We start from the raw sequence: 25917 nt of genomic DNA, 5'->3' as shown, positions 1-25917 counted from the left end.
ATCAACGCAGAAGAAAACCGCGTCCCAATTCGTCATCCGGCTCGACGGTGAATTCTGCCCGGCCCGAATAGTAGGCGCGGCCGCCGACGCGGGCGATGATCGCATCATGCGGGCCGGCCATGGTCGTGCGCGCCACCGCTCCGGAAAAGCGCGAGCCGGCGATGCTTTCGAAGGACCGCTCCTGACCAGGGTTGATCTCACCCTTGGCATGCATTGCCGCCAGCCGCGCGGTGACGCCGGAGCCGGTCGGCGAGCGGTCGACCTCGGCACCGGCAAAGACGCAGATGTTTTTTGTTGCCTCGCCGGAGAACGCATCGTGTCCATCGGTGAGGATGGTGCCGTAGAGGAAAGCGAGATCGGCATGGTCGGGATGCGATAGAGGGAACGCCGCCTTCAGCCGCTCGGTCAGCGCGGTTGCCGCGTCGACGAAATCGCGCACCCGGCTGCGGCCGAACTCCAGGCCGAATTGATGGCAGTCGGCCAGCGCGTAGAAGGCGCCGCCATAGGCGATGTCGAACGCAATCTTGCCGTATCCCCCCAATTCGATTTGTTGGTCATGGGCAAACAGAAAGGCCGGCACGCTTTCGAACGACACCGATCCCGCTTTGCCGTCCTTGACCTCCACCGAAGCGACGACCAAGCCGCACGGCGCCTCGATGTTGACCATGGTGATTGGCTCCTGTTTCGCCACTAGGCCTTCGTCGACGGCGTAGCGGCCAAGCGCAATGATGGCGTGGCCGCACATCGTCGAATAGCCCTCGTTGTGCATGAACAGCACGGCCAGCTCGGCGCCGGGCAGGTCGGGCTCCACCAGCAGCGCGCCATACATGTCGTAGTGGCCGCGCGGCTCGAAGATCAGCAGCTTGCGCAAATGGTCGAGGTGGTCGCGCACATAGGCACGCTTTTCCAGGATCGTGCCTTTGGGAATGTCTGGATAGCCGTCCGTGACGATCCTGAGCGGCTCACCGCCGGTGTGCATGTCGACGACGGTGAGCGTCATGCGCCGGGACCCCTACCCTGAGGATTTGGAAAACAGCGCCTGCAATTTGCCGAACGGGATGGCGGCCCGGGTGAAGCCGAACGTGCCGTCCTGCTGGATCTCGCGCGCTGCGGTTTCCAGCATGCCGAAGGCGAAATTGGTCAGCCAGGGTCCAAGCGAGATGCGCTTGACCCCGGCCATGGCGAGGTCGGCGATGGTGAAGGCCGGGAGTGCCATGACATTGACCGGCCTGCTCACTGCCGAGCAGACGTCCCGGATGGTCTCGACATCTTTGAGGCCGGGCGCATAGAGCACATCGGCGCCGGCCTTTTCGAAGGCCTGCAGCCGCTTGATCGTGTCGTCGAGATCCGGTTTGCCCCAAAGGAAATTCTCGGCCCGCGCGGTGAAGACGAAATCGTGCTTGAGCGCGCGCGCCGCCTCCGCTGCCGCTGCGACGCGTTCGACGGCACGCGAAAACTCATAGATCGGCTTGTCCGGATCGCCGGTATGGTCCTCGATCGAGCAGCCGGCGAGACCTGCCGCTTCGGCCGCAAAAACCGTCTCGGCGGCACTCGTCGCGCTGTCGCCCTTGCCTTTCTCGAGATCGGCCGAGACCGGCAGGCTGGTTGCCGCCGTCAGCTCGCGGCAATGGTGGATCATCGCCTCGAAGGTCACTGCGCCATCGGGCAGGCCGCGCGAGAAGGCAAAACCGGCGCTGGTGGTCGCCAGCGCCTTGAAGCCGAAGGAGGCCAGGAGCTTGGTCGTGCCGACATCCCAGGGGTTGGGCATGACGAAGGTCGAGGCGTGCAGGTCGCGAAAGATCTTGCCCTTGTCCATGAGTGCTCCCTTCAGACGCGGAAATGCCGGCAGATTCTATCGTGCAGCAATGCACCGAGCAAACGAATGCGGTTGGCTCAGAAGCGTTTGGCGTTCTCTCCTGCCAGTTTGTCCAGCGCATCGGAATCCTTGACATAGTGCAACGTCTTCTTGTCCCAATGATAGGTGACGGAAATTGCATGGGCTTCAGGCTTGGGCGGCTGGTCGTCGCAGCTCTCGCCGTTGAGCACCGTGGCGTCGGTCACTGTCACTTTGACCGCGGCATGAGGCTGTCCGTCAGCGATCGTCTCGAAAGCAACATCCTGCTTGCGGCTGTAGGCGCACAGGTTCTCATCGAAGGTGAAGATCATGTCGATCAGTTGGAATTTGTCGTCGCGCACCATGATCAGCGGCGTGATCGCGTAGTTTTGGCGTGAATTGAAATGCGCGCTCATGGTGATCACGATGTCGTCGTTCGGCCCAACGGAAAGCTTGCCCGGTTCACGGAAATAGGTGTCGCGGTCGAGCGCGACATTGACGGCGTCGAGCAGCTTCGGCTTATCTGTGATGTCGTAGAGCGCCAGCACGGCATAGCCTTCGGCGCTGTCGGGAGAGTCGCCGAGGCCGTAGAGCATCGCCAGCCGGTCCTTACCCCCAGCCTTGATGGCGAGCACGCCGGCGTTGGAGAGGCCCGATGTCTCAGGCGGCGAACCGCCGCCATCCGGTCCCTCGATGTGGCGCATCTCGATCGGCAATCCACCCCGGTAGAAGCCGTTGCTGTCACCTGCGAGGCCGGGAATGACCATCCTTGCGAGGTCCAGATAGGTCACATCCATGTGGCCGGGGATGGCGCTGCCGAATTCCGGGAAGCTGACGGCTTGCGCGCCGGCTGCGGTCCAAAGCCACGGCAGCAGCACAAGCGCTAGAGCAATTTCAGGAAAAGTGTGTGCGGTTTTCCGGCCGGAAATTGCGACAAAACAAAAAGATAGAGCGGTTCGCCGTTTCCATGAAACGGTGAAACGCTTTGGGATGGAGCGAAGCAGGTTCGTTGGCATGGGCGCCTCAGGCTGGACGCGCGGAACCTAACACAGCTTCAGTGGATCGGCACCAGCCCGGCAAGTTCGCGCATGTCGTCGAACAGGACGCCGCCAGCGCCGGCCAGGCCATCGCGGTCGGAATAGGGATCGCCATGATAGGCATAGACACGCATGCCGGCGGCAATGCCGGCCTGCGTGCCGGCAACGCTGTCCTCGATGACGATGCAGTCGGCCGGCGCAAAACCCATGGTCTTTGCCGCATGCAGGAACAGGTCCGGGAACGGCTTGCCGCGGCTGACCATGGTCGAAGAGAACATGGCATGCTCGAACAGCGGCAGCAGCCCGGTCTGGCCGAGCGTGATGTGCATCTTCGAGATACGCGCAGAAGTGGCGACGCAATAGGGAATGCCGGCCGCGCGAACCGCCTCGATGAAGTCGCGCACATAGGGGATCGCCTCGACGCCATGCGCAAACAGATCGGGCAGGCCGGCATTCCAGCGATCGACGAAATCGGCGCCGAGCCGCACCGTGGTCGTCTCTTCGATTTCCTTCTGCACCGAAGCCATGCTGCGGCCGGAAAAATATTTGCGGCAATATTCGAATGTGGTGGGATAACCGGCGGCAACAAACCACTCGGCAAGCCGCCGGTTGGCAAGGTTCTCGGTGTCGACCAGGATTCCGTCGCAGTCGAAGATGACCAGTTTCGGTATGCTCATTCAGGCGGTGCCGGTCGATCCGAACCCGCCCGCGCCGCGCGTCGTGGCGCCGGCCAGCGAGCGCTCCTCAACCGTCACCTGCGTCACCGCGGCAAAGACGATCTGGGCAATGCGCATGCCGCGCGTCACCGCGAAATCCTCGTCGCCGAGGTTGACCAGGAGCACCTTAACCTCGCCGCGATAGTCGCTGTCGACCGTGCCTGGTGAATTGAGGACGGTCAGCCCATGCTTGAAGGCAAGGCCGGAGCGCGGCCGCACCTGGCCTTCCATTCCTTCGGGAATTTCCAGGATCAGACCGGTCGGCACCAAGGCGCGCTTGCGAGGCAGGATCAGCAGCGGCCGGTCTTCCGGCACCGCGGCGCGCAGATCCATGCCGGCGGCGCCGGTGCTTTCGTAAGCGGGAAGGGGAAGTCCATCGCCATGCGGCAACCTGACGAAGCCGACGGTTGGACCGATGACGGAGGAATTGTGGAGGGCTGCGTGCATAAAATCGATCCTATCGGCGCGAACGGCGATTCGGTCAACTCGTCCGCAGGCCTATCAACGGCTTTCTTTCGGGCGTCAGTGTGACCTAGCGCAATTCCACCGGAACGACCGTCGTCTCCTTGATCTCCTCCATGACGAAGGAGGCCGAAACGTCCGACAGCGCCACCTTGGCGATCAGCCGCTGATAGAGCCGGTCATAGGCCTTCATGTCAGCGACGCGGGCGCGCAGCACGTAGTCGAGATCGCCGGACATGCGATAGACTCCGGTGATCTCGGGAAAACCGGTCACCGCCGCCCGAAACTTCTGCAGCCAGTCCGGGTCATGATTGGACGTGCGGATCAGGATGAACACCGAAAGCCCGAGCCCGAGCTTGTCGGCATCGACCAGCGCCACCCGCCCGGTGATGACGCCGTCCTCTTCCAGCCGCTTGACCCGGCGCCAGCAGGCGTTGCGCGACAGCGACACTTTTTCGGAGAGCTGATCGACCGACAGTGTGCCGTCGCGTTGCAGCTCGGCCAGCAATCTTCGGTCGATTTCATCAAATTCAAGCGCCATGTTGGGATGAATGTCCCGAACCACGGCGTTAGACAAGGACAAATTGAGACCGATGAACCTTTACCCCGTGGCAGGATACCCACATCGGGGCTTATCCCGGCAGGAGGGATCACCATGACGACGCTGTTTTCGAAGCTGTTCACCTCTCACCCGGCCAAGGTGGGCGAGACCTATTTCAGCCATATGGCCTTTGCCGCCTGGTTCTGCTCGCGCCTCCTGATGGCCGCTGGTGCGGCACTCGTTCACGCTTTCTTGCCGTTTCTCTTCGAAACTACGGCAAGCCGAATCGTTCGCGAACTCTATGAACGGACGCACAACAGAGGCTCGCACGCGGTCAAGGAGCCCCAGGCTCTCTTGGATCGCGCCTAGGATTGGTTAGAAGCGATGTGCCGATGGGCGGCTTATCTGGGTGACGCGGTCTTCCTCGAGGACGTCGTCACCGCGCCTTGCCACTCGCTCATCGCCCAGAGCCATTGCGCCCAGGAAGCCAAGTCGCCGACCAATGGCGACGGTTTCGGCCTTGCCTGGTATGGCGACCGGCCCGAGCCCGGCCTCTACCGCGACATCCTGCCGGCCTGGTCGGATCCCAATCTGAAAAGCCTGTGCCGGCAGATCAAATCCGGCCTGTTCCTCGCCCATGTCAGAGCGTCGACCGGCGGCGCCACCAGCCGCATGAACTGCCACCCCTTCATCTCCGGCAGCTGGTCGTTCATGCACAATGGCCAGATCGGCGGCTTCGAAAAGATCCGCCGCGCGCTGGAGAACTCGCTCTGCGACGCCGTCTTCGACCAGCGCGAGGGCACCACCGATTCCGAATTGTTTTTCCTGCTGATGATCGATGAGGGTCTTGCTGGCGACCCGCAAGGGGCAGTATCGCGCGCCACCGCTCGGGTTCTAGAGGCGTCACGCCACGCCGGTCTGGAGCCAGCCGTGAAACTGACCGCAGCGTTCTCGGATGGGCAGGCGCTCTATGCCGTGCGCTACGCCAGCGACGCCCACGCGCCGACGCTGTACACGTCGGTGCGCAATGCCGGCCGTTGCATCGTGTCGGAGCCTTTCGATCGCGAGGGCGGGGAATGGCAGGCCATCCCGCCGGCGAGTTTTGTGACCATTACGGGTGATGGGATGAGCATTCGGCCGTTCGTGCCGGCTGTGGCAAGGCTGGCACTGGTCGTCTAGGCCCTAGTCTAGGCCGCATTCTTCGCGCCCCCCTCTGTCCTGCCCTCCCCACGAGGGGGAGATTGGAGGTCACGGCGGCCTTCGCCAATTTTCAACGCAGGAAAAGGGGCGCCGAAGCCAAAGCTGCCAATCGCCCCCCAAAGTGGGGAGATGTCCGGCAGGACAGAGGGGGGCGCCGTAGAGCGCCAACCTCAACCGACCGGCAAGCGCAATTTTGATCAAGCACCAATGATCTCCGAATGCTGAACTTGGTTTTAAACCACAATACGTTTGGCAGCAGCCGGAGCAATCATGGACCTCGCCTTTTCCTCGACCATCGATCTCGCCGCCGCAATCGCGGCGCGAAAGATCTCCGCCGTCGAAGCTCTGGACGCCCATCTGGTCCAAATCGACCGACACAACGAGGCCGTCAACGCCATCGTCAATCTCGACCGCGAAGGCGCCCGTGAGCGCGCTGAAAACGCCGACGTGGCATTGGCGCATGGCGATGCGCTCGGCCCGCTGCATGGCGTGCCCTTCACCCTGAAGGATACGCACGAAACGGCCGACATGGAGACCACGGTCGGTTTCCCGCCTTTCGCCAACCATACGGCAAAATCGGACAGCCCGGTCGTCTCCCGATTGAAAGCCGCAGGCGGCGTCCTGATAGGCAAAACCAATGTCGCGACCATGCTGGGCGATTGGCAGTCGGACAACCCGCTGTTCGGTCGCACCAGCAATCCGTGGAACCGCTCGCGCACGTCAGGCGGGTCCAGCGGTGGCGCCGCGGCAGCGGTGGCGACCGGCATGACGCCGTTCGATGTCGGAACCGACATGCAGGATTCGATCCGCCTGCCGTCGGCTTTTTGCGGTGTCTACGGGTTGAAACCGACCGAGCACCGCGTGTCGCTGGCCGGCGCCTTCCCCGATCCGAACGGCGCGGCGCGAAGCGTGCGGTTGATGTCCTGCCTCGGCCCGCTGGCGCGCAGCGTGGACGATCTTGCGCTGATCTACAAAATCATCGCCGGCCCGGACGGAGCAGACACCGACCTCGCGCCGGTGCCCGTAGAGGCCATGCCCAGGCTCGACCTCAAGACATTGCGCATCGCCGCCGCGCCGTCCTTTCCCGGCTTTCCGGTGGCTGGCAAAATCGCTGCCGCAGTCGAAATCCTGGCCAAGCGGTTGCAATCAGCAGGGGTGATTGTGGAAGAAGCGAACTTGCCTGAGATCGATCTGCATGACGATCTGGAGCAGGGCGGCGATCTGATCGGCATGATGTTGGAGGCAGCGCAGCCCGAACCACCGGAGCAGCCAACGCCGATCACCAATTGGTTCGAGGCGCTCGCTCGCCGCGACCGCTCCATCCTGGCCTGGGACAGGTTCTTCGAAACCTGCGATGCCTTGCTGTGCCCGGTCGCCATGACCACGGCCTTCGCGCATTGTGAGCCCGGCACGCCGATCGAAGTCGACGGCAAGGAGCAAAGCTATTGGATGCTACCGGCCTATGGCGCGGTCTTCAACTATTCCGGCCATCCGGCACTCTCGCTGCCCTGCGGGCAAGACCGCGACGGCCTGCCCATCGGCCTGCAACTGGTTGGCAAGCGCTGGTCGGAATCGCGGCTGCTCGGCATCGCCAAGGCGATCGAAGCGTTCACCGGCGGCTTCAAGCGTCCGCCGGGCTACTGAGCAAACCGACCCAACCCATAAGGCGTCAGCAGCGGATCACGCTCGCCGTCGAGAATTTCGCGCGTGGCGAACAGCCCGACCGCGGGCGCCAGCGTTATGCCGGAATGCATGACGGCGACATAGAGACCTTCCGTGCCCTCGGCGCGGCCGATGATCGGAAAGCCGTCGATCGGCGTCGGCCGGTAGCCAACCGTGTGGAAATCAAATTCCAGTTCGTCGGCGCCGCGCAAAGCCGCCTTCATTGCTGCAAACAGCTCGCGCGCCGTGGCGTCGGGATTCTCACCGGGATCGCTCCCCGCGAAATCCGAGCCGGCGATGATGCGGCCCTCCGCCGTCTGGCGCATATGCAGCTTTTCGGCATGCACCAGCCCGTTGAGGAGCTTCTTGTAGGGCTGCGAGTGGACGATCAGACCGGGCGGCGTCTCGATCGGCAGCTTGATGCCGACGGTAGCGGCAATATCGGGCGCCCCGACACCGGCTGCAATCACCACCTCTTCGGCTGGCATCAGCCCATGCGATGTATCGACACCGGCAATCCTGCCATCGGTCTGGACAAGTGCGGTTACAGAACTGGAGAGAACGCGCGCACCTTGCCGTTCTGCGTCGGCCAGCAGCGCCTTGGCCGCTGCGACCGGTTCGGCCACGCCTTCTTCCGCGACATAGATAGCGAATTCCGGCGGCTCGACGAGATTGGGCTCGATTTGCGCTGCCCGCCCGGCGTCGACGCGTTCGATGCCGTAACCCCAGGAAGCGTGCTCAGCCGCGTAGGCTTCGAGCCTGTCGGCCGGCAGATCCCAGCACAGCCCGCCGCACCAGGCGAGCGGCAGGCCGGGCAGCTCGTTTGCCAGCCGCTTCCATTCGGCCATCGCACGGATGCGCAGCCGAAAATAGATTTCGGGATTGCCCCAGCTGGCATTGATCCAGGCAAAGGAATTGGGTGTGGCGATACCGCCCGCGCCGCTCTCCGAAACCACCGTCACCCGCGCGCCAGCCTTGGTCAGGTGCCAGGCGATGGAAGCGCCGACAATGCCGGCGCCGATGACGATGACTTCTTTAGCGCTGCTCATACCGGACCTCTCAAAATGGGCTCCTCTGATGCCACCGCAGCGGGTTAAGCTCAAGGGCGGTCGAGGCCTGCCGGCCCGAAACGGTCGACAGGCTGGCAATGCGCTGCTAGAAGCCCGCGCCACAGACAGGATTCCAGAAATTGGCTGAAGACATCGAACAGGCGGTATCGCGCCGCCGCACTTTCGCGATCATCGCCCACCCCGACGCCGGCAAGACGACGCTCACCGAAAAGCTGCTGCTGTTCGGCGGCGCCATCCAGCTTGCCGGCGAGGTCAAGGCCAAGAAGGACCGCATCCAGACCCGGTCCGACTGGATGAAGATCGAGCGCGAGCGCGGCATTTCGGTCGTCACTTCGGTGATGACCTTCGAATACGAGGACAATGTCTTCAACCTGCTCGACACGCCAGGTCACGAGGATTTCGCCGACGACACCTATCGTACGCTCTCGGCGGTCGACTCGGCCGTCATGGTCATCGACGCCGCCAAGGGCATCGAGCCGCGCACGCTGAAACTGTTCGAAGTCTGCCGGCTGCGCGACATCCCGATCATCACCTTCATCAACAAGATGGACCGCGAAAGCCGCGACCCGTTCGAAATTCTCGACGAGATCGAGCAGAAGTTGGCGCTGGACACCGCCCCCATCACCTGGCCGATCGGCCGCGGCAAGACTTTTGCCGGCACCTACCACCTGGCGCTCAACGCTGTGCGCAGGGGCGATGCCGAGAAAGACCGCACGCCGGTCAACGGCCCCGACTCCAACCGCGTCGCCGGCCTGCTGCCGGAAAACGAGCGCGAGGCCTTCATCGAGGAGCTGGAGCTCGCGCGCGAAGCTTGCCGCCCGCTCGACATCGACGCCTTCCGAGAAGGCCATCTGACACCGGTCTATTTCGGCTCCGCGCTGCGCAATTACGGCGTGCGCGACCTGATCGAGGCGCTCGGCGCCTTCGGGCCGCCGCCGCGCGCGCAGGAGGCAGACACCCGCAAGGTCGAGGCGACGGAGGAGAAGATGACGTCCTTCGTGTTCAAGATCCAGGCCAATATGGACCCCAACCATCGCGACCGCATCGCCTTCGTGCGCGTCTGTTCGGGCAAGCTCGAGCGCGGCATGAAGGCCAAGCTGGTGCGCACCGGCAAGCCGATGAGCCTGTCGGCGCCGCAGTTCTTCTTTGCCCGCACCCGCGTCACCGCCGACGAAGCGTTTGCCGGCGATGTCGTCGGCATTCCCAACCACGGCACGCTGCGTATCGGCGATACGCTGACCGAAGGCGAGGAGATACTGTTCCGCGGCGTACCTAACTTCGCGCCGGAAATCCTGCGCCGTGTGCGCCTCGGCGACGCGATGAAGGCGAAAAAACTCAAGGAAGCGCTGCACCAGATGGCCGAGGAAGGCGTCGTGCAGCTGTTTTCGCCGGAAGACGGCTCGCCGGCCATCGTCGGTGTCGTCGGCGCGTTGCAGCTCGACGTCTTGAAGGAGCGGCTGAATTTCGAATACACGCTGCCGGTCGAATTCGAAATGTCGCGCTTCTCGGTCTGCCGCTGGATCTCGGCCGACGACAAGGGCGAGACGCTTCGCTTCATCGAAGCGCATCGCGGCGACATCGCCCGCGACCTCGACAACGACCCTGTGTTTCTGGCCCAGCACGCCTTCTCGCTGAACTACGAAGCCGAACGCTGGAAGGCGATCCGCTTCGCAACCGTCAAGGACTACCAGGTCCGCGACAAGGCGGCGTAAGGCGCCATCTTGCCTTCTCCCCGTTCACTGGGAGAAGGTGCCCGAAGCGCGGATGAGGGGCAGCGAGGCGTTGAGGGCTTCACTCAGCCTTTGGCAGCTTCCTCGATCTTGGCGATATCGATCTTGCTCATCTGCATCATCGCCGACATCACCCGCCCGGCCTTGGCCCGGTCCGGATCCAGAAGCAGGCGCGGCAGTTGCTCCGGCACGACTTGCCAGGAGACGCCGAACTTGTCCTTCAGCCAGCTGCATTGCGACGGTTCGCCGCCGCCTTCGATGAGCTTGTCCCAGAAATAATCGACCTCTTCCTGGGTCTTGCAGTCGATCGACTGTGACATCGCCTCGTTGAACTTGAATTGCGGTCCGCCGTTGAGTGCCTGGAACTGCACGCCGTCGAGTTCGAACGTGGTCACCAGCGCCTTGCCGGCATCGGCTTGGCCTTCGGGCCAACGCAGCACGCTCAGCACCTTCGAATTCTTGAAGATGGAGACGTAGAAATTCATCGCCTCTTCGGCCTGGCCATCGAACCACAGGCAGGTGGTGATCTTTTGCATGTCATGCTCCTCGGGTGTTTGGTTGCGGTTACAGGTGAAGCTGCTGACTTATAGAAATGGTGCCATTCCCTTGCCGTCGTCCAAGGACGGATGCCGGGCTAGCGATCCGACACTGGCCGGCAATCTTTTTCGAAACCCTGATTTTCAGCGAGACTCTGGCGCATTGCAAAAAAGTGGCCAGACCATACTTGCCGGTCTATAAACCCTGCGATCCAAGTTCCGCGCCGCCACGCTCCGCACCGGGCGCAGCCAGCCAGCCAAGGAAAATTCATGCCTGCCTATCGCTCCCGCACCACCACCCACGGCCGCAACATGGCCGGCGCCCGCGGCCTGTGGCGCGCCACCGGCATGAAGGATTCGGATTTCGGCAAGCCGATCATCGCGGTGGTCAATTCCTTCACCCAGTTCGTGCCGGGTCATGTCCATCTGAAAGACCTTGGCCAGCTGGTGGCGCGCGAGATCGAGAAGGCCGGCGGCGTCGCCAAGGAATTCAACACCATCGCCGTCGATGACGGCATCGCCATGGGCCATGACGGCATGCTCTATTCGCTGCCGTCGCGCGAGCTGATCGCGGACTCGGTCGAATATATGGTCAACGCGCATTGCGCCGATGCCATGGTCTGCATCTCCAATTGCGACAAGATCACGCCCGGCATGCTGATGGCCTCCTTGCGCCTCAATATCCCAAGCGTCTTCGTCTCCGGGGGGCCGATGGAAGCCGGCAAGGTGGTGCTCGCCGGCAAGACACAAGCGCTCGACCTGGTCGACGCCATGGTTGCCGCCGCCGACGACAAGATCTCCGACGAGGACGTCAAGGTCATCGAACGCTCGGCCTGCCCGACCTGCGGCTCGTGCTCCGGCATGTTCACCGCCAATTCGATGAATTGCCTGACCGAGGCGCTCGGCCTGTCGCTACCCGGCAACGGCTCGACCCTGGCAACCCACGCCGACCGCAAGCGGCTGTTCGTCGAGGCCGGCCATCTCATCGTCGATCTCGCCCAGCGCTACTACGAGCAGGATGATGAGTCGGCACTGCCGCGCAGCATCGCCTCCAAAGGCGCCTTCGAGAACGCCATGACGCTCGATATCGCCATGGGCGGCTCGACCAACACCGTGCTGCATATCCTGGCCGCCGCCCATGAGGGCGAGGTCGATTTCACCATGGAAGACATCGACCGGCTGTCACGCCGCGTTCCGGTGCTGTGCAAGGTCGCACCGGCCAAGTCCGACGTGCATATGGAAGATGTCCATCGTGCCGGCGGCATCATGGCGATCCTCGGCCAGCTCGACAATGCCGGGCTGCTCAACCGCAACCTGCCGACGGTGCATACGGCAAGCCTCGGCGAAGCGCTCGACCATTGGGACATTTCCCGCACCTCAAGCCAGAGCGTCCGCGACTTCTTTCTCGCCGCTCCGGGTGGCGTGCCGACACAGGTCGCCTTCAGCCAGGACCGCCGCTGGGACGAGCTCGACCTCGACCGCGAGAAGGGCGTCATCCGCTCAGCCGAGACGCCGTTCTCGAGAGACGGCGGCCTTGCCGTGCTGAAAGGCAATCTGGCGCTCGACGGCTGCATCGTGAAGACGGCCGGCGTCGACGAGTCGATCCTGAAGTTCACCGGCCCGGCCCGCGTGTTCGAAAGCCAGGACGCTTCCGTCAAAGCGATCCTGTCCAACGAGATCAAGGCCGGCGATGTCGTCGTCATCCGCTATGAAGGGCCGCGTGGCGGCCCCGGCATGCAGGAAATGCTCTACCCCACGAGCTATCTGAAGTCGAAAGGCCTCGGCAAAGCCTGCGCGCTGGTCACCGACGGCCGCTTCTCCGGCGGCACATCAGGCCTGTCGATCGGCCATGCCTCGCCCGAAGCAGCGGAAGGCGGCACGATCGGACTGGTGCAGGAAGGCGATACGATCGAGATCGACATCCCCAACCGCACGATCCGGCTTGCTGTCAGCGACGCTGAACTCGACGCGCGCCGCGCGGCCATGGAGGCAAAGGGCGCCATGGCCTGGAAGCCCGAGGAAAAGCGCAAGCGCAAGGTGACGACCGCGCTGCGCGCTTACGCCGCCTTCGCCACCAGCGCCGACAAGGGCGCGGTGCGGCACGTGCCGGAGTGATCCAGCCCGGCTAGTGGTACTGGCCGTACCAAGGCGATTTCGGATCGGGAAGATAGGGCCAATCCGTGCGGGTTGGCAGCGATCGCTTTGCGTCTTCCGCCTGTGATGGTGTCAAGAAGATGCCGAACAGGTCGTTTCCACCGTTGAGCGCGTAGTATCGCACGCCCGAATGGGTGAGTTGGTCATTGATGATTTTGAAGAAGACATAAGTGGCCGTGCCCCAGCTTTTGTCTTCGCTGCCCACACTATCCGGGGCGTATATCACGAACTCCTGGCCAGCCGAGCGCACGGCATATCGTGAAGCGTACATGTCTACGCTTTCCTCGATTGCGATTGGGTCTTTCACATATTGCCGAAGCTCGGGCAAAACTTCTTGGTAGGTCTTTGCGATTCCTTGTTCGGCGAGGTTCTCCGCGTCGAGGTGATGCGCCTTGTCGTAGTCGAGAGCCATGGCAGGAGATTGCGCGGCAAAGGTGCCCAACAAGACGGATCGTAGAAAGGACATGAACCGAGCAGCGCGCATACTCGCACTCCGTTATGGCATCAACTGATATTCATAAAGCTTCTGATACAGCCCGCCTTGGTTGAGCAGCGTGCGATGCGCGCCGCTTTCCACCACCTTGCCGGCCTCCAGCACCACGATCGTGTCGGCCTGGTGCACGGTCGACAGGCGGTGGGCAATGACGATGGTGGTGCGCCCGACCGTCAGCTGCTGCAGCGCGTCGCGGAAAAGCGCCTCGGATTCGGCGTCGAGCGCGCTGGTCGCCTCGTCTAGCAGCAGGATTTCGGCATTGCGCAGCATGGCGCGCGCGATCGAGATGCGCTGGCGCTGGCCGCCTGACAGCAGCGCGCCATTCTCGCCGACATCCGTGTCGTACCCTTTCGCCTGGGCGCTGATGAAGTCATGTGCATTGGCGGCCCTTGCGGCGGCCATTACTTCCTCGTCCGTGGCGCCCTCGCGCCCGAGCCTGATGTTGTGCATGATCGTGCCGGCAAACAGGAACGTGTCCTGGCTGACATAGGCGATCTTTTCCCTGACCGAGGTGAGCGTGGCACAAGAAATGTCCTGCCCGTCGAACATCACCCTGCCGACCTGCGGGTCGTACATGCGCATGATCAGGTTGAGGATGGTCGACTTGCCGCTGCCCGAGGGTCCGACCAGCGCCGTCATTTTGCCGGCGGCAAGCGTCAGGTCCAGTCCCTCGAACACCGGCGAGCTTTCGGGGTAGGCGAAGCTGACATTGTCGAAATGGATCTCGCCCGGCCCGGCCCGCAGCGGCTTTGCATCCGGCTTTTCGGCCAGCGTCAGCGGCCGGTCGGCGAGCTGGAACATCATGCGCACGCCGACAATGCCGGTTTCAAGCGAGATGCGTACGCGGGCCAGGCGCTTGGCCGGCTCATAGGCCAACAGCAGCGCCGCGATGAAGGCCATGATGTTGCCCGGCATCTGACCGCCGCCGCCCAGAACCAGGAAGCCGCTGACAAAAACGGCGCCAGCGATGGCCAGCCCCGCAAGCGTTTCCATAACCGGGCTGGTGGCGGCCTCCAGCGTGGCGATGTTGTTGGCGCGGCTCTCCACGTCCGACACGGCCTTGTACATGCGCTTCCGCATGGCGCCTTCGAGGCCGAAGGATTTGACGACGCGCACGCCGATCGCAGTTTCCTGCATCACCTGCACGATCTGGCCGAGCGAACGGAATTCTTGCGAGGCAATTTTTCGGACGCGCTTCAGGATACGATTGACGCCGTAAATGGCGATCGGCCCGATCACCAGACAGATCAGGGACAGCGCCGGCTGCTGCCAGACCATCACCCCCACCAGCGCAGCCAGCGTCACCAGGTCGCGAACATAGGACGTGACGATTTGGTCGAGCACGCTGCGCGCGGCCTGGGCATTGTTCGTCATGCGCGAAATCAGTTCGGACGAAGAGGTCGAATGATAGAATTCGATGCCTTGCGCGAGAATGCTGTCATAGATCTTGCGCTGCCGGTCGGCGATGATGGCATTGCCGACCCTGCTCATGAAGTAGGCCTGGATGAAGTTTGCGAAGCCCTTGAGAATGAAAATCGCTCCGGTCGCCGCCGCGATCAGATTGACCTGCCCAATCCTCTTGTAAACTACGAATTCATTGGTGATTTCGCGCAGCATATAGGCGCTGGCTGCTGTCGTTGCCGCCACAACCAGCATCGACAGAATGGCCGCAGCGTAGCCAAATCTATGCGCGTGAAAGGATTCCCGCAAAAGCCTTGCGATAAGGCGCTGGTTTTCCGTCGAACGGAAGAAGCGAAACAAATGGCCGATCCCATGCCTGACTGACGAATTTCGGATTCGCCACCAGGGCGAAAGGCGGCTTATAGAGCGAGTTGTGGCCGGATGGAACCTTTCGCTGTCGCGGAGACAATCGGCTGCGGCACGGTGTCTTTTGCGCCACGATTGCGGCGATTGATCTGCGGGGAGATGACGACAGATGGATTTCGACCTTGTTGTGCGCGGCGGAACGCTGCCCGACGGCACCGTCGCCGACCTCGGCATCATCGGCGAGACGATCGTCGCCATCGAGCCCGAACTGCATGTCAGCGCCGGCACGTCGATCGACGCCCGTGGCAATCTGATCTCGCCGCCCTTCGTCGATCCGCATTTCCATATGGATGCAACGCTGTCCTACGGCATTCCACGCATCAACGCTTCGGGTACGCTGCTGGAGGGCATTTCGCTATGGGGCGAGCTGAAGCCGCTCTTGACGCATGACGCGGTGCGCGAGCGGGCGCTCGCCTATTGCGACTGGGCGGTCTCGATGGGCCTGCTCGCCATCCGTACCCATGTCGATGTCTGCGACGACCGGCTGCTGGCGGTCGAGGCGCTGCTCGACGTCAAGAAGATTGTCGCGCCCTATATCGATCTGCAACTGGTCGCTTTCCCGCAGGATGGCTTCTACCGTTCGCCGACGGCGCGCCAGAACACGCTGCGCGCGCTCGACATGGGCGTCGACATCGTCGGCGGCATCCCGCATTTCGAACGCACCATGGCCGACGGCACGCGCTCGGTGACCGAATTGTGCGAAATCGCGGCGAAGCGCGGGCTGATGGTCGACCTGCATTGCGACGAGACCGACGATCCGCTGTCGCGCCACATCGAGCAGCTTGCCTATGAGACGCAGCGCCTTGGCCTGCAGGGCAAGGTAGCCGGCTCGCATCTGACTTCAATGCACTCGATGGACAATTACTACGTCTCCAAGCTGCTGCCGCTGATTGCCGAGGCCGGTGTGTCGGCGATCCCCAATCCGCTGATCAACATCATGCTGCAGGGCCGCCACGACACGTTTCCCAAACGCCGCGGAATGACCCGGGTGAAGGAGATGCTGGCGCTCGGCATCCGCGTCGGTTGGGGCCAGGATTGCGTTCTCGACCCCTGGTATTCGCTGGGCACCGCCGACATGCTCGACGTCGCCTTCATGGGGCTTCACGTCGCTCAGATGTCGAGCCCTGCCGACATGGCACGCTGCTTCGACATGGTCACCAATGTCAACGCCGCCATCATGGGCCTCGATCATCTCGGCCTTGCCGTGGGCAAGCGCGCCAGCTTCGTCATCCTCGATGCAGGCAACCCGATCGAGGCCTTGAGGCTGCGTGCCGAACGGCTGTGCGTCGTCGCCAGGGGCAAGGTGGTGGCCGAGCGCACGAAACAGGAGACACGGCTGTCGATCGCCGGCCGTCCCGGACAGGTGAACCGGCGGCACAAAACTGCGTAGAAACAGCCGATTTCCGCCGCTGGTCTTACCGATTTGCCTCGTCAAAGCGGCCGCTTGCAGCTAGGGAGCCGCATGGCCCAGTCGCTCGTCCGCACCTTTACCATCAGGAACGCGCTTCTGGCCGGCATCCTTTTGATGCTGGCCGGCGACTTCATGTTCGCGCTGAACGACGCGATGGGCAAATGGCTGGTCGCCAGCTTCTCGGTCGGCCAGGTGGTGCTGATCCGATCGATCGGGGCCTTCATCGTGCTCGGCCCGATGATCGCCAACCAGGGCGCCGGCAGACTGTTCCAGATGGAGCGGCCGGTCCTCCAGATTCTTCGCGTGCTGGCGACCACGGCGGACACGGCGCTGTTCTATGCCGCCGTCGTCTATCTTCCGCTTGCCGACGTGATGAGCTTCTACATGGCCGGGCCGATCTATGTGGCGGCGCTGTCGCATTTCCTGCTCGGCGAAAAGGTCGGCTGGCGCCGCTGGGCCGCCATCCTGGTCGGCTTCTGCGGCGTGCTGATCATCTTGAAACCCTCTTCGGCGGCGTTTTCGCAGTCCTCGCTGTTCGCGCTGGTCGGCAGCATCGCCTTCGCCTTTGCCATCATCCTCAGCCGCCGCCTGCGCGGCACCAGCGACACAACGCTGGTCACCTGGCAGACTATCGGCACGCTGCTGGTCGGCGGCGTGATGACCATAGGCGCCTGGCAGACGCCCTCGGCACTCGATTTCGGCGCCATGCTCCTGCTCGGCATCGTCTCCTGCAGCGCGCATCTGATGATTACCAGGGCGCTGAAACTGGCCCCTGCCTCGACGCTGGCGCCGCTGCACTACAGCCTGCTTCTATGGGCGGTGATCTTCGGCCTGGCATTCTTCGGCGACGTGCCGGGACCGCGCATCCTGATCGGCTCGGCCATCGTCGTGCTCGCCGGCCTGTTCATCTTCCACCGCCAGAAGGTGGTCGAAACAGTCGTGCCGCCGGAGAACGTGCCGAAAGGCGTGAATTGACCTCACCTTGGCGCACCGCCGCCAGATGCCGTGAAAACTCAGGCGTTTCCATCAGCGCCTTGCAACGGGCGAAGCGGCCGTCGGCATAGGCGCGGAAGTCCTCGACCGGGTTGTTGTTGGCAAGCTGGATCAGCCCCCACAACGTCCACAACAGGTCGCACATCGCCTTGTAGATAACGACGCGGCCGCGCTCGGCCGGTTTCGCCTCGCCGCCGAAATAGGCGCGCATCATCTCTTCCTCTTGCGCGGTGTCGAACCGGCCTTCGACCGAGAGGTCGCCGAGGTCCCAGAGCGGATCGTTCATCCCCGAATATTCCCAGTCGACGATCCACATCCGCTCGCCCGTATCGAGAAAATTCTCGCACAGCGGATCGCAATGGCAGGCCGCAAGCGGCAGTCTATGCGCGGCAAGGGCGGCACGCACGGTGTCGGATTCGCGCACCACGTCGTGGTAGCCCGGCGGCAAGGCGACGTCCTTGGTCGATAAGACCTTGAGATAGTCGTCGATCATCGCAAACAGCTCGAAGCGGAACGGAAACACCGCACCGGACGCGTGCAGCCTGCGGAAGGCTTCGCCGGCGCGGGCCGGGCTGCCGGCGCGCAGCTTGAACTTTTCCGGCGACATCGTCACGGCGCCGGCAACGAAGCGGCTCGCCAGCACGCCTGTCGCGGGGTCGACATGCAGCACCTCGGGACTGACGCCCGCTTTGGCCGCCTCACGCGCCGCCACCGCCTCATTAGCGCGGTTGATATACTCCTCGGTGCCTTTGCCGGGGATACGCAGGCAGATATCGCCGGCCCGAAAGACGAGATTGGTCATCCCGCCCAGCCGCTCCAGCGGTCCGTCGTAGCCCGCTAATGCCGGAATTGCCGCAAGTGTTGCGCGTGCCTCGTCGGTCCCCATGCCTGTTGCCCCTGGCGTGTTATTTCTTGCGACAACGGTTCCACAGTTTTCGCCGTTTGGCTATCATCCGATCGAGGGTGAGCAGCGAGCTGGCGGAGAAACAGCCATGGCGGGCAACAAGGATCATGGCGGGCTTGGCGCCGCCTATGCGGCGCAACGGCCCGAGGACGTCGCCGCGATCTATGACAGTTGGTCGGAAACCTACGATGCCGACATGTCGGCCGCCGGCTACCGCCATCCGACGATCTGCCTGGCCCTGCTCGCACGGCATCTGCCGCGCGGCGCCGCACCGCTTCTCGACGCCGGCGCCGGCACCGGGCTGATCGGCGAGTGGCTAGCCATCACCGGCTATCCCCAGGTCGAAGCGCTCGATATTTCGCAAGGCATGCTGTCTAAAGCGGCGGCAAAGGGCGTCTATTCGGCGCTGCATTGCCTGGCGCTCGGCGGGCCACTGCCCTTTGCCGACAATGCCTATGCCGGCATCGTCTCGGCCGGCGTTTTCACCTCCGGCCATGTCGGCGCCGAGGGGCTGGACGAACTGATCCGCGTCTGCCGTCCCGGTGGCGTCATCGTGCTGACCATCAAGAACACGCTGTGGAACGCCGGCTTTGCCGATCGCATCGCTGCGCTCGAGGCTGAGGTCAGGGTCGTTCGTGCCGAGGAGACTGCGCCTTATGTTTCGATGCCGGGCGAGGCTGACACCGTGCCCAGCCGCGGCCTTGTACTCCGTGTGAGCTAATCCAGGTTTCGTCTACGCCTTGATCCTGCTCATCGAAGAATCGTACATCGGTTCGAGATGAATGTTGGCCGGCGTCCGTTCCATCGCGACCACCAGCTCATAGTCCCCTGAGCTGAGAAAATCGTCGCTGACGCCATCGGCGTTGCGGACATAGCCATAGCCGATGTTCTTAGCCAGCGTGTAGCCATAACCGCCGCTGGTGAGATAGCCGACCGGTTCGCCATTGCGCAAAATCGTCTCGCGCCCGACCAGCACGATATCGGGATCGTCGACCGTGAAGCCGGCAAAGCGTTTCTTCAGGTCGGCGCCGCTGATCTTTTCGAGCGCCCGCCGGCCGACGAAATCGGTGTTCTTCCTCAGCTTCACCGCCCAGCCGAGGCCGGCCTCCTGAGGCGTGTCGTTGGGGGTGATGTCGGAGCCCCAGGCGCGGTAGCCTTTCTCCAGCCGAAGTGATTCCAGCGCCCGGTAGCCGATCGGCCGGATGCCGTGCGGCTTGCCTGCCGCCATCAGCGTGTCGAAAATCTCGCCGGTGGCGGCGATCGGCACATGCAATTCCCAACCAAGCTCGCCGACATAGGTGACGCGCAGCGCCCGAACCGTATGGCCGGCAGTCGTGATCTCGCGGATATGGCCGAACGGGAAGGCGGCGTTCGAGACATCGGCATCGGTCACGGCAGCCAGAACGTCGCGGGCCCGCGGTCCCATCAGTGACAGCGTGCCGAAATCCTCAGTGACATCTTTCAGCGTCACGTCGAGACCCTTGCCGACATGGTCGCCGATCCAGGAGAGATCATGCGTGCGGAAGCCGGTGCCGGTCACGATGTAGAATTTGTCTTCGGCGAGCCTGGCCACCGTCAAATCGGCCTCGATGCCGCCGCGCGTGTTGAGAAGCTGCGTGTAGGTCAGCCGTCCCACCGGCTTGGCGACATCGTTGGCGCAGATCCAGTCCAGCGCCTTAGCCGCATCCGAACCCGTCATTTCGTATTTGGCGAAGGACGACTGGTCGAAGATGCCGACTTTCTCGCGCACATGGCGATGCTCCTCGCCGACCGGGCCAAACCAGTTCTGCCGGCCCATGGAATAAATGTCTTCGGATGTGGCGCCCTGCGGCGCGAACCAGTTCGGCCGTTCCCAGCCGAGCTTGGAGCCGAACACCGCGCGGTGCGCTTTCAGCCGCTCGTAGAGCGGCGAGACGATGCGCGGCCGGCCCGAGACGTACTCCTCATGCGGAAAGCCGATCGTGTAATGCTTGCCATAGGCTTCCAGCGTGCGATCGCTGACCCATTGCCGGTCGCGGTGCAAATTGGAAAAGCGCCTGATGTCGACCACCCAAAGGTCGAGCGGCCCTTCACCATCGACAACCCATTGCGCCAGCACCCAGCCGGCGCCGCCGCCGGAAGCGATGCCGAAGGCGTTGAAGCCGGCGCCGACGAACATGTTGGCGCATTCGGGCGCGACACCGAGGATGAAATTGCCGTCCGGCGTAAAACTCTCCGGCCCGTTGATCATCTGCTTGACGCCGACCGTCTCCAGCGCCGGCACGCGCGCGATCGCCTGGCTCATATGCTGTTCGAAATGATCGTAGTCGTCGTCGAACAGGCGGAACTCCCAGTCATCGGGGACATCGCCGCCGGGCAGGCCGGTCGCCCAGGCCTGCGGGTTCGGCTCATAGCCGCCCATCACCAGCCCGCCGACCTCTTCCTTGAAATAGGTACGGCGGTCGGGATCGCGGATTGTCGGCGCGTCGGTCGCCAGCCCGTCGATCTTCTCGGTGATGATGTACTGGTGCTTGACCGGTTGCAGCGGCACGGAAATGCCGGCCATCGCGCCGACCTGGCGTGCCCATTGCCCGGCGCAGTTCACCACCTTGTCGCAAGCAATGTCGCCCTTGTTGGTCTTCACCGCGGTGATGTGCCCGTCCGTCATGTCAAAGCCGGTAACGCGGACGTCCTCGAACAGCTTGGCGCCATGCATGCGCGCGCCCTTGGCCAGCGACTGCGTGATGTCGGAGGGGCTGGCCTGCCCATCGGTCGGCAGCCAGGAGGCGCCGACGAGGTCGCCGGTCTCCAGCAGCGGCCACATCTTTTTGACCTCCCCCGGCGACAGCAACTGCATGTCCATGCCGAAGCTCCTGGCCGTCGTCGCCAGCCGTTTATATTCGGTCCAGCGGTCGGCATTGGTCGCAAGCCTGAGGCACCCGGTCATCTTCCAGCCGGTAGCGAGCCCGGTTTCGGCTTCCAGTCCCTTGTAGAGCTCGACCGAATATTTGAGCACGCGGGTGATCGAGGCCGACGAGCGCAACTGGCCGACCAGCCCGGCCGCATGCCAGGTCGAACCCGAGGTCAGCTTGCCCTGTTCCAGCAGCACGACATCGGCCTTGTGGTCGCGCGCCAGGTGATAGGCCGTCGAACAGCCGATAATGCCGCCGCCGATGACGACGATGCCGGCATGTGTAGGCAATGTCATGACTGTGTCCCGTACTTCGTGCGGTAATTGTCCAGCGCCCCGTCGAGCCGCGTCAGGTTCTCCGCGGTGTAGGCGACGTAGTCGATGCCGGGCGCGTCGAGGTAAAGTTCGGAAACCATGCTCCACATCGCCTCGCGCAGCAGCGAGGCGCATTGCATGGCCGCGTGCGAGCGGCGGATCGCCTCATCCGGCTCGCGCATGAAATACGCCGTGAGGAAAGTGAAGGACTCCGCGTCGCTCATCTCGGCGTTGGAGGCAACGCCGGCAAGATCGAACATCGCGGTGTTGAAACCGGCATATTCGAAATCGATGAGCCACAACCTGTCGCCATCGTCGAGGATATTTGCCGGCAAAAGATCATTGTGGCCGAACACGATCGGCAGCAGCTTCTGCGCCCGCTCCAGTTCGTCGGCCAGCGCCAGCAGCCTGGGCAGCTCGTCCCGCTTGCGGCTGCCGCCTTCGCTCAGCGTTCGCGCATAGTCGCGGATGACATGGAAGACCCAGAACATGAAGCCGGCGCCGGAGATGTGATTGGGCATCTCGCGATGGAACCCGCGCATAAGGGCTGCGACGCGGCCGATATTGGCGCGCACATCCTCGGCGACAAAGGTTTTCGCGCCGAGGAATTCCGTGACCATAATGCCGGGTTCGGAATGGCGGACCGCCGGCGCGAAGCCTGCGGCGTGCGCCGCGCGGGCCGTCATCACCTCGCGGTCGCGAAAGACGTGGTGAAATGGATAGTCCTGGCCGAAGCGCACGACATGCCGCCCGGCTGCGTCCTTGACCAGATAATTGGCGTTGCTGAGGCCGCCCGGCAGCGGCGCAATGTCGATGTTGCCGTTCCAGCAAGGCAAGGTCCGGATGCGGTCTTCAGCAGTCACGGGACCATCCCTGACTTTTGCGGAGCTTTCTTGGGCGCCATGCGCCGCGCAACGAGCGTTGGGAAACGCAAAAAATCTCGTCGGTGCGGGACGCAGGAACTCCTATCCCGCGCCGCACCGACGAGCCCCTCTGGCCAGGTTTTGATACCCGGTCTCCGCCCCCGCGGATTTGAGAAACTTTTGTGCCAGTTCAAACCCAGACGGTCTGGCCAGACGGTCCGGTCCGTGAATTGCGGCTCTGCCATCACCCTCCCGTGGCAGTTCCGAAGCTGTCACGCCGTCAATGTCACGCCAGTGCTACCTAACTGTCAATGAAATGTTGTGACTTTTTTTGGGTGTTTTGCCCGAAACCACGAGCAATTCCTTTAAAAACGGCGGCATTGCCCTAAAACCGGGCAGGCCGCAAATTGAGGAAGCCAGATGATCCATTCGAAACGGCATGGCGAAATCCTCCGCCTCCTCAAGGAAGAGGGCACCGTCACCATTGCCAGCCTCGCCGACCGGCTGGGGGTTTCGCTTGAAACGGTGCGCCGGGATGTCAAGCCACTGACCGGCAATGGCTCGGTGCTCAAGATGCATGGCGCCATCGGCCTGCCGTCGATGGCCGGCGAAGCGCCGTTCGAGCGGCGCATGCGCGACAATGCCGAGGCCAAGCGGCTGATCGCCCGCATGGTCGCTGCCACCATTCGCGACGGTGAATCGGTCATGCTGGACACCGGCACCACGACCTCGTTCCTGGCCCGCGAACTGCTCGGCCACCGGCGGCTGACGGTCGTCACCAACTCGTCCGATATCGCCCGCACGCTGGCCACCGTCAACGGCAACAAGGTCTATATGGCCGGGGGCGAATTGCGCAGCGATTCCGGGGCCGCCTTCGGCGCCTCGGCGATCGATTTCGTCAGCCGCTTCTCGGTCAGCCATGCGGTGATTTCGATCGGCGCCGTCGATGCCGCCGCAGGCCTTGCCGACTACGATCTGGAAGAGGCGGAGTTCGCCCGCATGGTGCTGTCGCGCGGCCAGCGCTCGCTGGTCATCACCGACCACACCAAGTTCGGTCGCCAGGGTCTGGTCCAGGTCTGCGGCTTCGACGGTTTTTCCGAACTCGCCACCGACCAGCCGCCGCCGCGCGACATTGCCTCGGCACTTGCCGAGGCTGGAGCGCGCCTCAGCATCGCTGCGGCCTAGCCAAACACCAGCGACTGGCGCGCCGCGATCCCGGCCCATGCCGCCACCCGATACCACGAAGGCGATGTTGTGCATCATGCGCGCCGCGTCGCCGGCCGCATAAGATGTCGTTCTGGTGAAAAATTGCTTTTTTCAATCATCCCGCTCTTCGCAATGTCCATGCAACTTGGCAGCCGCAAACAGCGCCTCGTCGAAATGCGGGCCGGGCGAATCGCCCGCATCACCAATGAGGCCACCATGCTGCAAACGATGCCTTGTCTTTCCTGGACGCTTGCGCGCTCCGACCTGGAAGCGGACCCGGCTTGGCTGGACATTCCGCAACTTTCCGCCGGCGACGGTGTATGACGGTGTATAAGGTGTCCAGGATCAAGAACCTCAAAACCTATGACTGGCGCTTCGCATGACTGATCCACTGTCGGCGATCCTGGGCTTCGGCCTGCTTGGTGTCGGCTGTCTCGCCTTCACTGAAAAGATCCTGCCGCTGCCGCCCTCGCATGTGCTGCTGCTGTTCCTCGGCATGACGGCAGCCTCCGATCTCCTGGCGCTGGCGATCCTGCTTCTGGTGACGACGCTGTCCGCCATCACAGGCTGCCTTGTCTGGTATAGTGTGGGCCGTAGGATTGGATTGGATCGTGCCGACAGGCTGGTCGAGCGTTTCGGCAAATATGTCTGCTTGCGCTATGCGACCTACAGCAAGCTTGGTCAGGCCTACCGCCGCCATCATGTCCGGGTCTCCTTGCTGGCGCAGTTCATCCCGACGGTTCGCAACTATCTGCCGATCGCGGCCGGCGCGCTCCGTCTTCCACTCTTGCCCTTCGCGGCGGCGACGCTGCTCGGCGCCACGCTATGGAACACCGGCTTCCTCGTCACCGGCTACCTTATGCGCGGCAGCGGCCGGGATTCCTATGCCATCGGCTTTCGCATCATCGTCATCGTTTTGGCGCTGGAGACGGCGTTTATGCTCGCGCTGCGCTACGGTTCAGCCTGCCGGCGGCGCCTCGGATTCCGCTGACCAGGAGGCGCCTCAAGCCGTATGGGTATAAGGCCCGCCTTCGGCTTTCCTTCCCCGTCGCGCCGGTGTTTAGTCCGGCCATGGCTTTCACCATCCGCCAGTTGCAGTTCTTCATTGCCGTCGCCGAGCAAGGCACGGTGTCGGGCGCCGCACAAAACCTCTCCATCTCGCAATCCTCGGTCACCGAGGCGATCAAGGAGCTGGAGAGCGATCTCGGCGTCGAATTGTTCGAGCGCCATCCACGTGGCCTCAACATTACTCACAAAGGCCACCAGTTCCTGCGCCATGCGACCAAGATCCTGGCCGACGTCTCCGACGCGCGCCGCGCTTTTTCCGACGACCAGGTGGTGGCCGGCGGGCGGCTGCAGCTCGGCGTCACCTCGCTGGTCGCGGGCTATGTGCTGTCCGATCTGCTGGCGCGCTACCGCCGCGCCTATCCCGGCATTGATGTCTCGGCTATCGAGGACAATGGCGACTATCTCGAACATCTGCTGATCGGCGGCAAGCTCGACATTGCCGTCATGGTCACCTCCAATTTGCGCGACCGCACCGCGCTGCAGTCGGAAATCCTCGAGGTCTCGGCCTACCGGCTGTGGGTCCCGCTCGGCCACAAGCTGGCCAGCGCCGACATTATCGGCATAGGCGACATTGCCGGCGAGCCGCTGATCATGCTGACCGTCGACGAGATCGAGGAGAACACCGGCAAGCTTCTGGCGGCGATCGGCGCCAGGCCGCATGTCGCCTTTCGCACCCGGTCGGTCGAAGCCGTTCGCAGCCTCGTCGCCACAGGTGCGGGCGTGGCGTTGCTGCCCGACCTAGTCTACCGGCCGTGGTCGCTGGAAGGCGACCGCATCGAATCGCGCGACATTTCGGGTTCCCTGCCGGTCGTCCAGGTCGGCATGGCGCCGCGGCTCCGGTCTGCCGCAGGCGTCGCGCGACTTCATCGGCCTTGCCCAGTCGCAACGTATGGTACGCCAGCAGCGTTGATAGGGTGCGTGGTTATCTATCGGAAAAACCGATATCGCGTTTCTGATAAATGAATTTGCGAAACCGGAATTTTCCGAGCACTTTTCATGTCAGGG

At 63.2% G+C, this 25917-nt stretch carries 24 protein-coding genes and 1 pseudogene; 12 read left to right on the top strand and 13 right to left on the bottom strand.

The features are described 5' to 3' along the window. Nucleotide 1 precedes the first annotated feature (1 nt). The 6 genes from NKL04_RS22165 to NKL04_RS22140 form a co-directional block, all read right to left on the bottom strand. Nucleotides 2-1000: a proline racemase family protein gene (locus NKL04_RS22165; protein WP_023702636.1), complete on the bottom strand. Its 999-nt coding sequence runs from the start codon at nucleotides 998-1000 to the stop codon at nucleotides 2-4. A 12-nt stretch (nucleotides 1001-1012) separates the two neighbouring features. Then, the gene (locus tag NKL04_RS22160) at nucleotides 1013-1816 is read right to left on the bottom strand and encodes an isocitrate lyase/PEP mutase family protein (protein ID WP_023702637.1); all 804 of its coding nucleotides are present in this window, start codon (nucleotides 1814-1816) and stop codon (nucleotides 1013-1015) included. A gap of 77 nt (nucleotides 1817-1893) precedes the next feature. Beyond that, nucleotides 1894-2712 carry a hypothetical protein gene (locus tag NKL04_RS22155; protein ID WP_023702638.1) on the bottom strand — a complete coding sequence of 273 codons (819 nt, stop codon included), beginning with the start codon at nucleotides 2710-2712 and terminating at the stop codon, nucleotides 1894-1896. Nucleotides 2713-2888: 176 nt separating this feature from the next. Beyond that, entirely contained in the window at nucleotides 2889-3548 is a 660-nt protein-coding gene (locus NKL04_RS22150) for an HAD family hydrolase (RefSeq protein WP_023702639.1), read from the bottom strand. Then, nucleotides 3549-4034: a dUTP diphosphatase gene (gene dut, locus NKL04_RS22145; protein ID WP_023702640.1), complete on the bottom strand. Its 486-nt coding sequence runs from the start codon at nucleotides 4032-4034 to the stop codon at nucleotides 3549-3551. It lies immediately after the preceding gene. 85 nt (nucleotides 4035-4119) lie between these two features. Continuing rightward, nucleotides 4120-4590 (bottom strand): Lrp/AsnC family transcriptional regulator, encoded by a 471-nt coding sequence (locus NKL04_RS22140; protein WP_023690042.1) that lies wholly within the window; start codon nucleotides 4588-4590, stop codon nucleotides 4120-4122. A gap of 114 nt (nucleotides 4591-4704) precedes the next feature. On the opposite strand from NKL04_RS22140, the gene NKL04_RS22135 reads away from it, so the two are divergent. The 3 genes from NKL04_RS22135 (at nucleotide 4705) to NKL04_RS22125 (ending at nucleotide 7434) form a co-directional block, all read left to right on the top strand. Further along, complete coding sequence (locus NKL04_RS22135) at nucleotides 4705-4959, top strand: DUF6356 family protein (RefSeq protein ID WP_023685117.1); 255 nt, start codon at nucleotides 4705-4707, stop codon at nucleotides 4957-4959. A 15-nt stretch (nucleotides 4960-4974) separates the two neighbouring features. Then, nucleotides 4975-5769, top strand: a complete 795-nt coding sequence (locus NKL04_RS22130) for a class II glutamine amidotransferase (protein WP_023690043.1) — start codon at nucleotides 4975-4977, stop codon at nucleotides 5767-5769. A 291-nt stretch (nucleotides 5770-6060) separates the two neighbouring features. Next, a complete protein-coding gene (locus NKL04_RS22125) occupies nucleotides 6061-7434 on the top strand; it encodes an amidase (protein ID WP_023702641.1) in 1374 nt (457 codons plus the stop codon). Here the strand turns inward: NKL04_RS22125 and NKL04_RS22120 are convergent. Next, nucleotides 7428-8501, bottom strand: a complete 1074-nt coding sequence (locus tag NKL04_RS22120) for an NAD(P)/FAD-dependent oxidoreductase (protein WP_352724389.1) — start codon at nucleotides 8499-8501, stop codon at nucleotides 7428-7430. The two genes, NKL04_RS22125 and NKL04_RS22120, sit on opposite strands and share 7 nt — an antisense overlap. A gap of 140 nt (nucleotides 8502-8641) precedes the next feature. Here NKL04_RS22120 and NKL04_RS22115 point away from each other — a divergent pair, with 140 nt between their 5' ends. Beyond that, nucleotides 8642-10234: a peptide chain release factor 3 gene (locus tag NKL04_RS22115; RefSeq protein ID WP_023712617.1), complete on the top strand. Its 1593-nt coding sequence runs from the start codon at nucleotides 8642-8644 to the stop codon at nucleotides 10232-10234. An 83-nt stretch (nucleotides 10235-10317) separates the two neighbouring features. Here NKL04_RS22115 and NKL04_RS22110 read toward each other — a convergent pair whose 3' ends face one another. Next, on the bottom strand, nucleotides 10318-10788 hold the full coding sequence (locus NKL04_RS22110) for a VOC family protein (RefSeq protein WP_023688814.1): 471 nt from the start codon (nucleotides 10786-10788) through the stop codon (nucleotides 10318-10320). Between the two features lie 270 nt (nucleotides 10789-11058). On the opposite strand from NKL04_RS22110, the gene ilvD reads away from it, so the two are divergent. Then, nucleotides 11059-12903 carry a dihydroxy-acid dehydratase gene (gene ilvD, locus NKL04_RS22105; protein ID WP_023702645.1) on the top strand — a complete coding sequence of 615 codons (1845 nt, stop codon included), beginning with the start codon at nucleotides 11059-11061 and terminating at the stop codon, nucleotides 12901-12903. A 10-nt stretch (nucleotides 12904-12913) separates the two neighbouring features. On the opposite strand, the gene NKL04_RS22100 is transcribed toward ilvD, so the two are convergent. Both NKL04_RS22100 and NKL04_RS22095 read right to left on the bottom strand, forming a co-directional pair. Further along, nucleotides 12914-13384 carry a hypothetical protein gene (locus NKL04_RS22100; protein ID WP_156033682.1) on the bottom strand — a complete coding sequence of 157 codons (471 nt, stop codon included), beginning with the start codon at nucleotides 13382-13384 and terminating at the stop codon, nucleotides 12914-12916. A gap of 54 nt (nucleotides 13385-13438) precedes the next feature. Continuing rightward, a complete protein-coding gene (locus NKL04_RS22095; RefSeq protein ID WP_023702647.1) occupies nucleotides 13439-15196 on the bottom strand; it encodes an ABC transporter ATP-binding protein in 1758 nt (585 codons plus the stop codon). A gap of 175 nt (nucleotides 15197-15371) precedes the next feature. On the opposite strand from NKL04_RS22095, the gene NKL04_RS22090 reads away from it, so the two are divergent. Together NKL04_RS22090 and NKL04_RS22085 are read left to right on the top strand one after the other, a co-directional pair. Continuing rightward, entirely contained in the window at nucleotides 15372-16652 is a 1281-nt protein-coding gene (locus NKL04_RS22090) for an amidohydrolase family protein (protein ID WP_023702648.1), read from the top strand. Between the two features lie 72 nt (nucleotides 16653-16724). Then, complete coding sequence (locus NKL04_RS22085) at nucleotides 16725-17648, top strand: DMT family transporter (protein WP_023702649.1); 924 nt, start codon at nucleotides 16725-16727, stop codon at nucleotides 17646-17648. Here the strand turns inward: NKL04_RS22085 and NKL04_RS22080 are convergent. Beyond that, a complete protein-coding gene (locus NKL04_RS22080; protein ID WP_023702650.1) occupies nucleotides 17578-18552 on the bottom strand; it encodes a phosphotransferase family protein in 975 nt (324 codons plus the stop codon). The two genes, NKL04_RS22085 and NKL04_RS22080, sit on opposite strands and share 71 nt — an antisense overlap. A 106-nt stretch (nucleotides 18553-18658) precedes the next feature. Here NKL04_RS22080 and NKL04_RS22075 point away from each other — a divergent pair, with 106 nt between their 5' ends. After that, a complete protein-coding gene (locus NKL04_RS22075; RefSeq protein WP_023692639.1) occupies nucleotides 18659-19291 on the top strand; it encodes a class I SAM-dependent DNA methyltransferase in 633 nt (210 codons plus the stop codon). 12 nt (nucleotides 19292-19303) lie between these two features. Here NKL04_RS22075 and NKL04_RS22070 read toward each other — a convergent pair whose 3' ends face one another. Further along, nucleotides 19304-21757: a GcvT family protein gene (locus tag NKL04_RS22070; protein ID WP_023702651.1), complete on the bottom strand. Its 2454-nt coding sequence runs from the start codon at nucleotides 21755-21757 to the stop codon at nucleotides 19304-19306. Then, the gene (locus NKL04_RS22065; RefSeq protein ID WP_031209794.1) at nucleotides 21754-22638 is read right to left on the bottom strand and encodes a phosphotransferase family protein; all 885 of its coding nucleotides are present in this window, start codon (nucleotides 22636-22638) and stop codon (nucleotides 21754-21756) included. Before NKL04_RS22065 ends, NKL04_RS22070 begins: the two co-directional genes overlap by 4 nt. 420 nt (nucleotides 22639-23058) lie before the next feature. Here NKL04_RS22065 and NKL04_RS22060 point away from each other — a divergent pair, with 420 nt between their 5' ends. The 4 genes and pseudogenes from NKL04_RS22060 to NKL04_RS22045 all read left to right on the top strand — a co-directional run bounded on the left by NKL04_RS22060 (nucleotide 23059) and on the right by NKL04_RS22045 (nucleotide 25822). Then, nucleotides 23059-23823, top strand: a complete 765-nt coding sequence (locus NKL04_RS22060; protein WP_023685103.1) for a DeoR/GlpR family DNA-binding transcription regulator — start codon at nucleotides 23059-23061, stop codon at nucleotides 23821-23823. A 69-nt stretch (nucleotides 23824-23892) separates the two neighbouring features. Then, a complete protein-coding gene (locus NKL04_RS22055; RefSeq protein WP_156941270.1) occupies nucleotides 23893-24168 on the top strand; it encodes a hypothetical protein in 276 nt (91 codons plus the stop codon). A 55-nt stretch (nucleotides 24169-24223) separates the two neighbouring features. Then, complete coding sequence (locus NKL04_RS22050) at nucleotides 24224-24835, top strand: DedA family protein (protein ID WP_023702654.1); 612 nt, start codon at nucleotides 24224-24226, stop codon at nucleotides 24833-24835. 80 nt (nucleotides 24836-24915) lie between these two features. Further along, nucleotides 24916-25822: pseudogene (locus tag NKL04_RS22045) on the top strand (LysR family transcriptional regulator). Nucleotides 25823-25917 lie beyond the last annotated feature (95 nt).

It is taken from the genome of Mesorhizobium sp. C264A, assembly GCF_040324515.1.
In the GTDB taxonomy this organism is placed as follows: Bacteria; Pseudomonadota; Alphaproteobacteria; order Rhizobiales; family Rhizobiaceae; genus Mesorhizobium.
The sequence above is the reverse complement of the archived record's forward strand: the minus strand, read 5'-3'. Positions and strand labels throughout refer to the sequence as shown.

What these genes read in the sequence shown, in the direction of transcription:
- NKL04_RS22165 (WP_023702636.1), bottom strand. Translation starts at nt 1,000, where the DNA reads ATGACGCTCACCGTCGTCGACATGCACACCGGCGGTGAGCCGCTCAGG.
- NKL04_RS22160 (WP_023702637.1), bottom strand. Translation starts at nt 1,816, where the DNA reads ATGGACAAGGGCAAGATCTTTCGCGACCTGCACGCCTCGACCTTCGTC.
- NKL04_RS22150 (WP_023702639.1), bottom strand. Translation starts at nt 3,548, where the DNA reads ATGAGCATACCGAAACTGGTCATCTTCGACTGCGACGGAATCCTGGTC.
- dut (WP_023702640.1), bottom strand. Translation starts at nt 4,034, where the DNA reads ATGCACGCAGCCCTCCACAATTCCTCCGTCATCGGTCCAACCGTCGGC.
- NKL04_RS22140 (WP_023690042.1), bottom strand. Translation starts at nt 4,590, where the DNA reads ATGGCGCTTGAATTTGATGAAATCGACCGAAGATTGCTGGCCGAGCTG.
- NKL04_RS22135 (WP_023685117.1), top strand. Translation starts at nt 4,705, where the DNA reads ATGACGACGCTGTTTTCGAAGCTGTTCACCTCTCACCCGGCCAAGGTG.
- NKL04_RS22130 (WP_023690043.1), top strand. Translation starts at nt 4,975, where the DNA reads ATGTGCCGATGGGCGGCTTATCTGGGTGACGCGGTCTTCCTCGAGGAC.
- NKL04_RS22125 (WP_023702641.1), top strand. Translation starts at nt 6,061, where the DNA reads ATGGACCTCGCCTTTTCCTCGACCATCGATCTCGCCGCCGCAATCGCG.
- NKL04_RS22120 (WP_352724389.1), bottom strand. Translation starts at nt 8,501, where the DNA reads ATGAGCAGCGCTAAAGAAGTCATCGTCATCGGCGCCGGCATTGTCGGC.
- NKL04_RS22110 (WP_023688814.1), bottom strand. Translation starts at nt 10,788, where the DNA reads ATGCAAAAGATCACCACCTGCCTGTGGTTCGATGGCCAGGCCGAAGAG.
- ilvD (WP_023702645.1), top strand. Translation starts at nt 11,059, where the DNA reads ATGCCTGCCTATCGCTCCCGCACCACCACCCACGGCCGCAACATGGCC.
- NKL04_RS22090 (WP_023702648.1), top strand. Translation starts at nt 15,372, where the DNA reads ATGGATTTCGACCTTGTTGTGCGCGGCGGAACGCTGCCCGACGGCACC.
- NKL04_RS22085 (WP_023702649.1), top strand. Translation starts at nt 16,725, where the DNA reads ATGGCCCAGTCGCTCGTCCGCACCTTTACCATCAGGAACGCGCTTCTG.
- NKL04_RS22080 (WP_023702650.1), bottom strand. Translation starts at nt 18,552, where the DNA reads ATGGGGACCGACGAGGCACGCGCAACACTTGCGGCAATTCCGGCATTA.
- NKL04_RS22075 (WP_023692639.1), top strand. Translation starts at nt 18,659, where the DNA reads ATGGCGGGCAACAAGGATCATGGCGGGCTTGGCGCCGCCTATGCGGCG.
- NKL04_RS22070 (WP_023702651.1), bottom strand. Translation starts at nt 21,757, where the DNA reads ATGACATTGCCTACACATGCCGGCATCGTCGTCATCGGCGGCGGCATT.
- NKL04_RS22060 (WP_023685103.1), top strand. Translation starts at nt 23,059, where the DNA reads ATGATCCATTCGAAACGGCATGGCGAAATCCTCCGCCTCCTCAAGGAA.
- NKL04_RS22050 (WP_023702654.1), top strand. Translation starts at nt 24,224, where the DNA reads ATGACTGATCCACTGTCGGCGATCCTGGGCTTCGGCCTGCTTGGTGTC.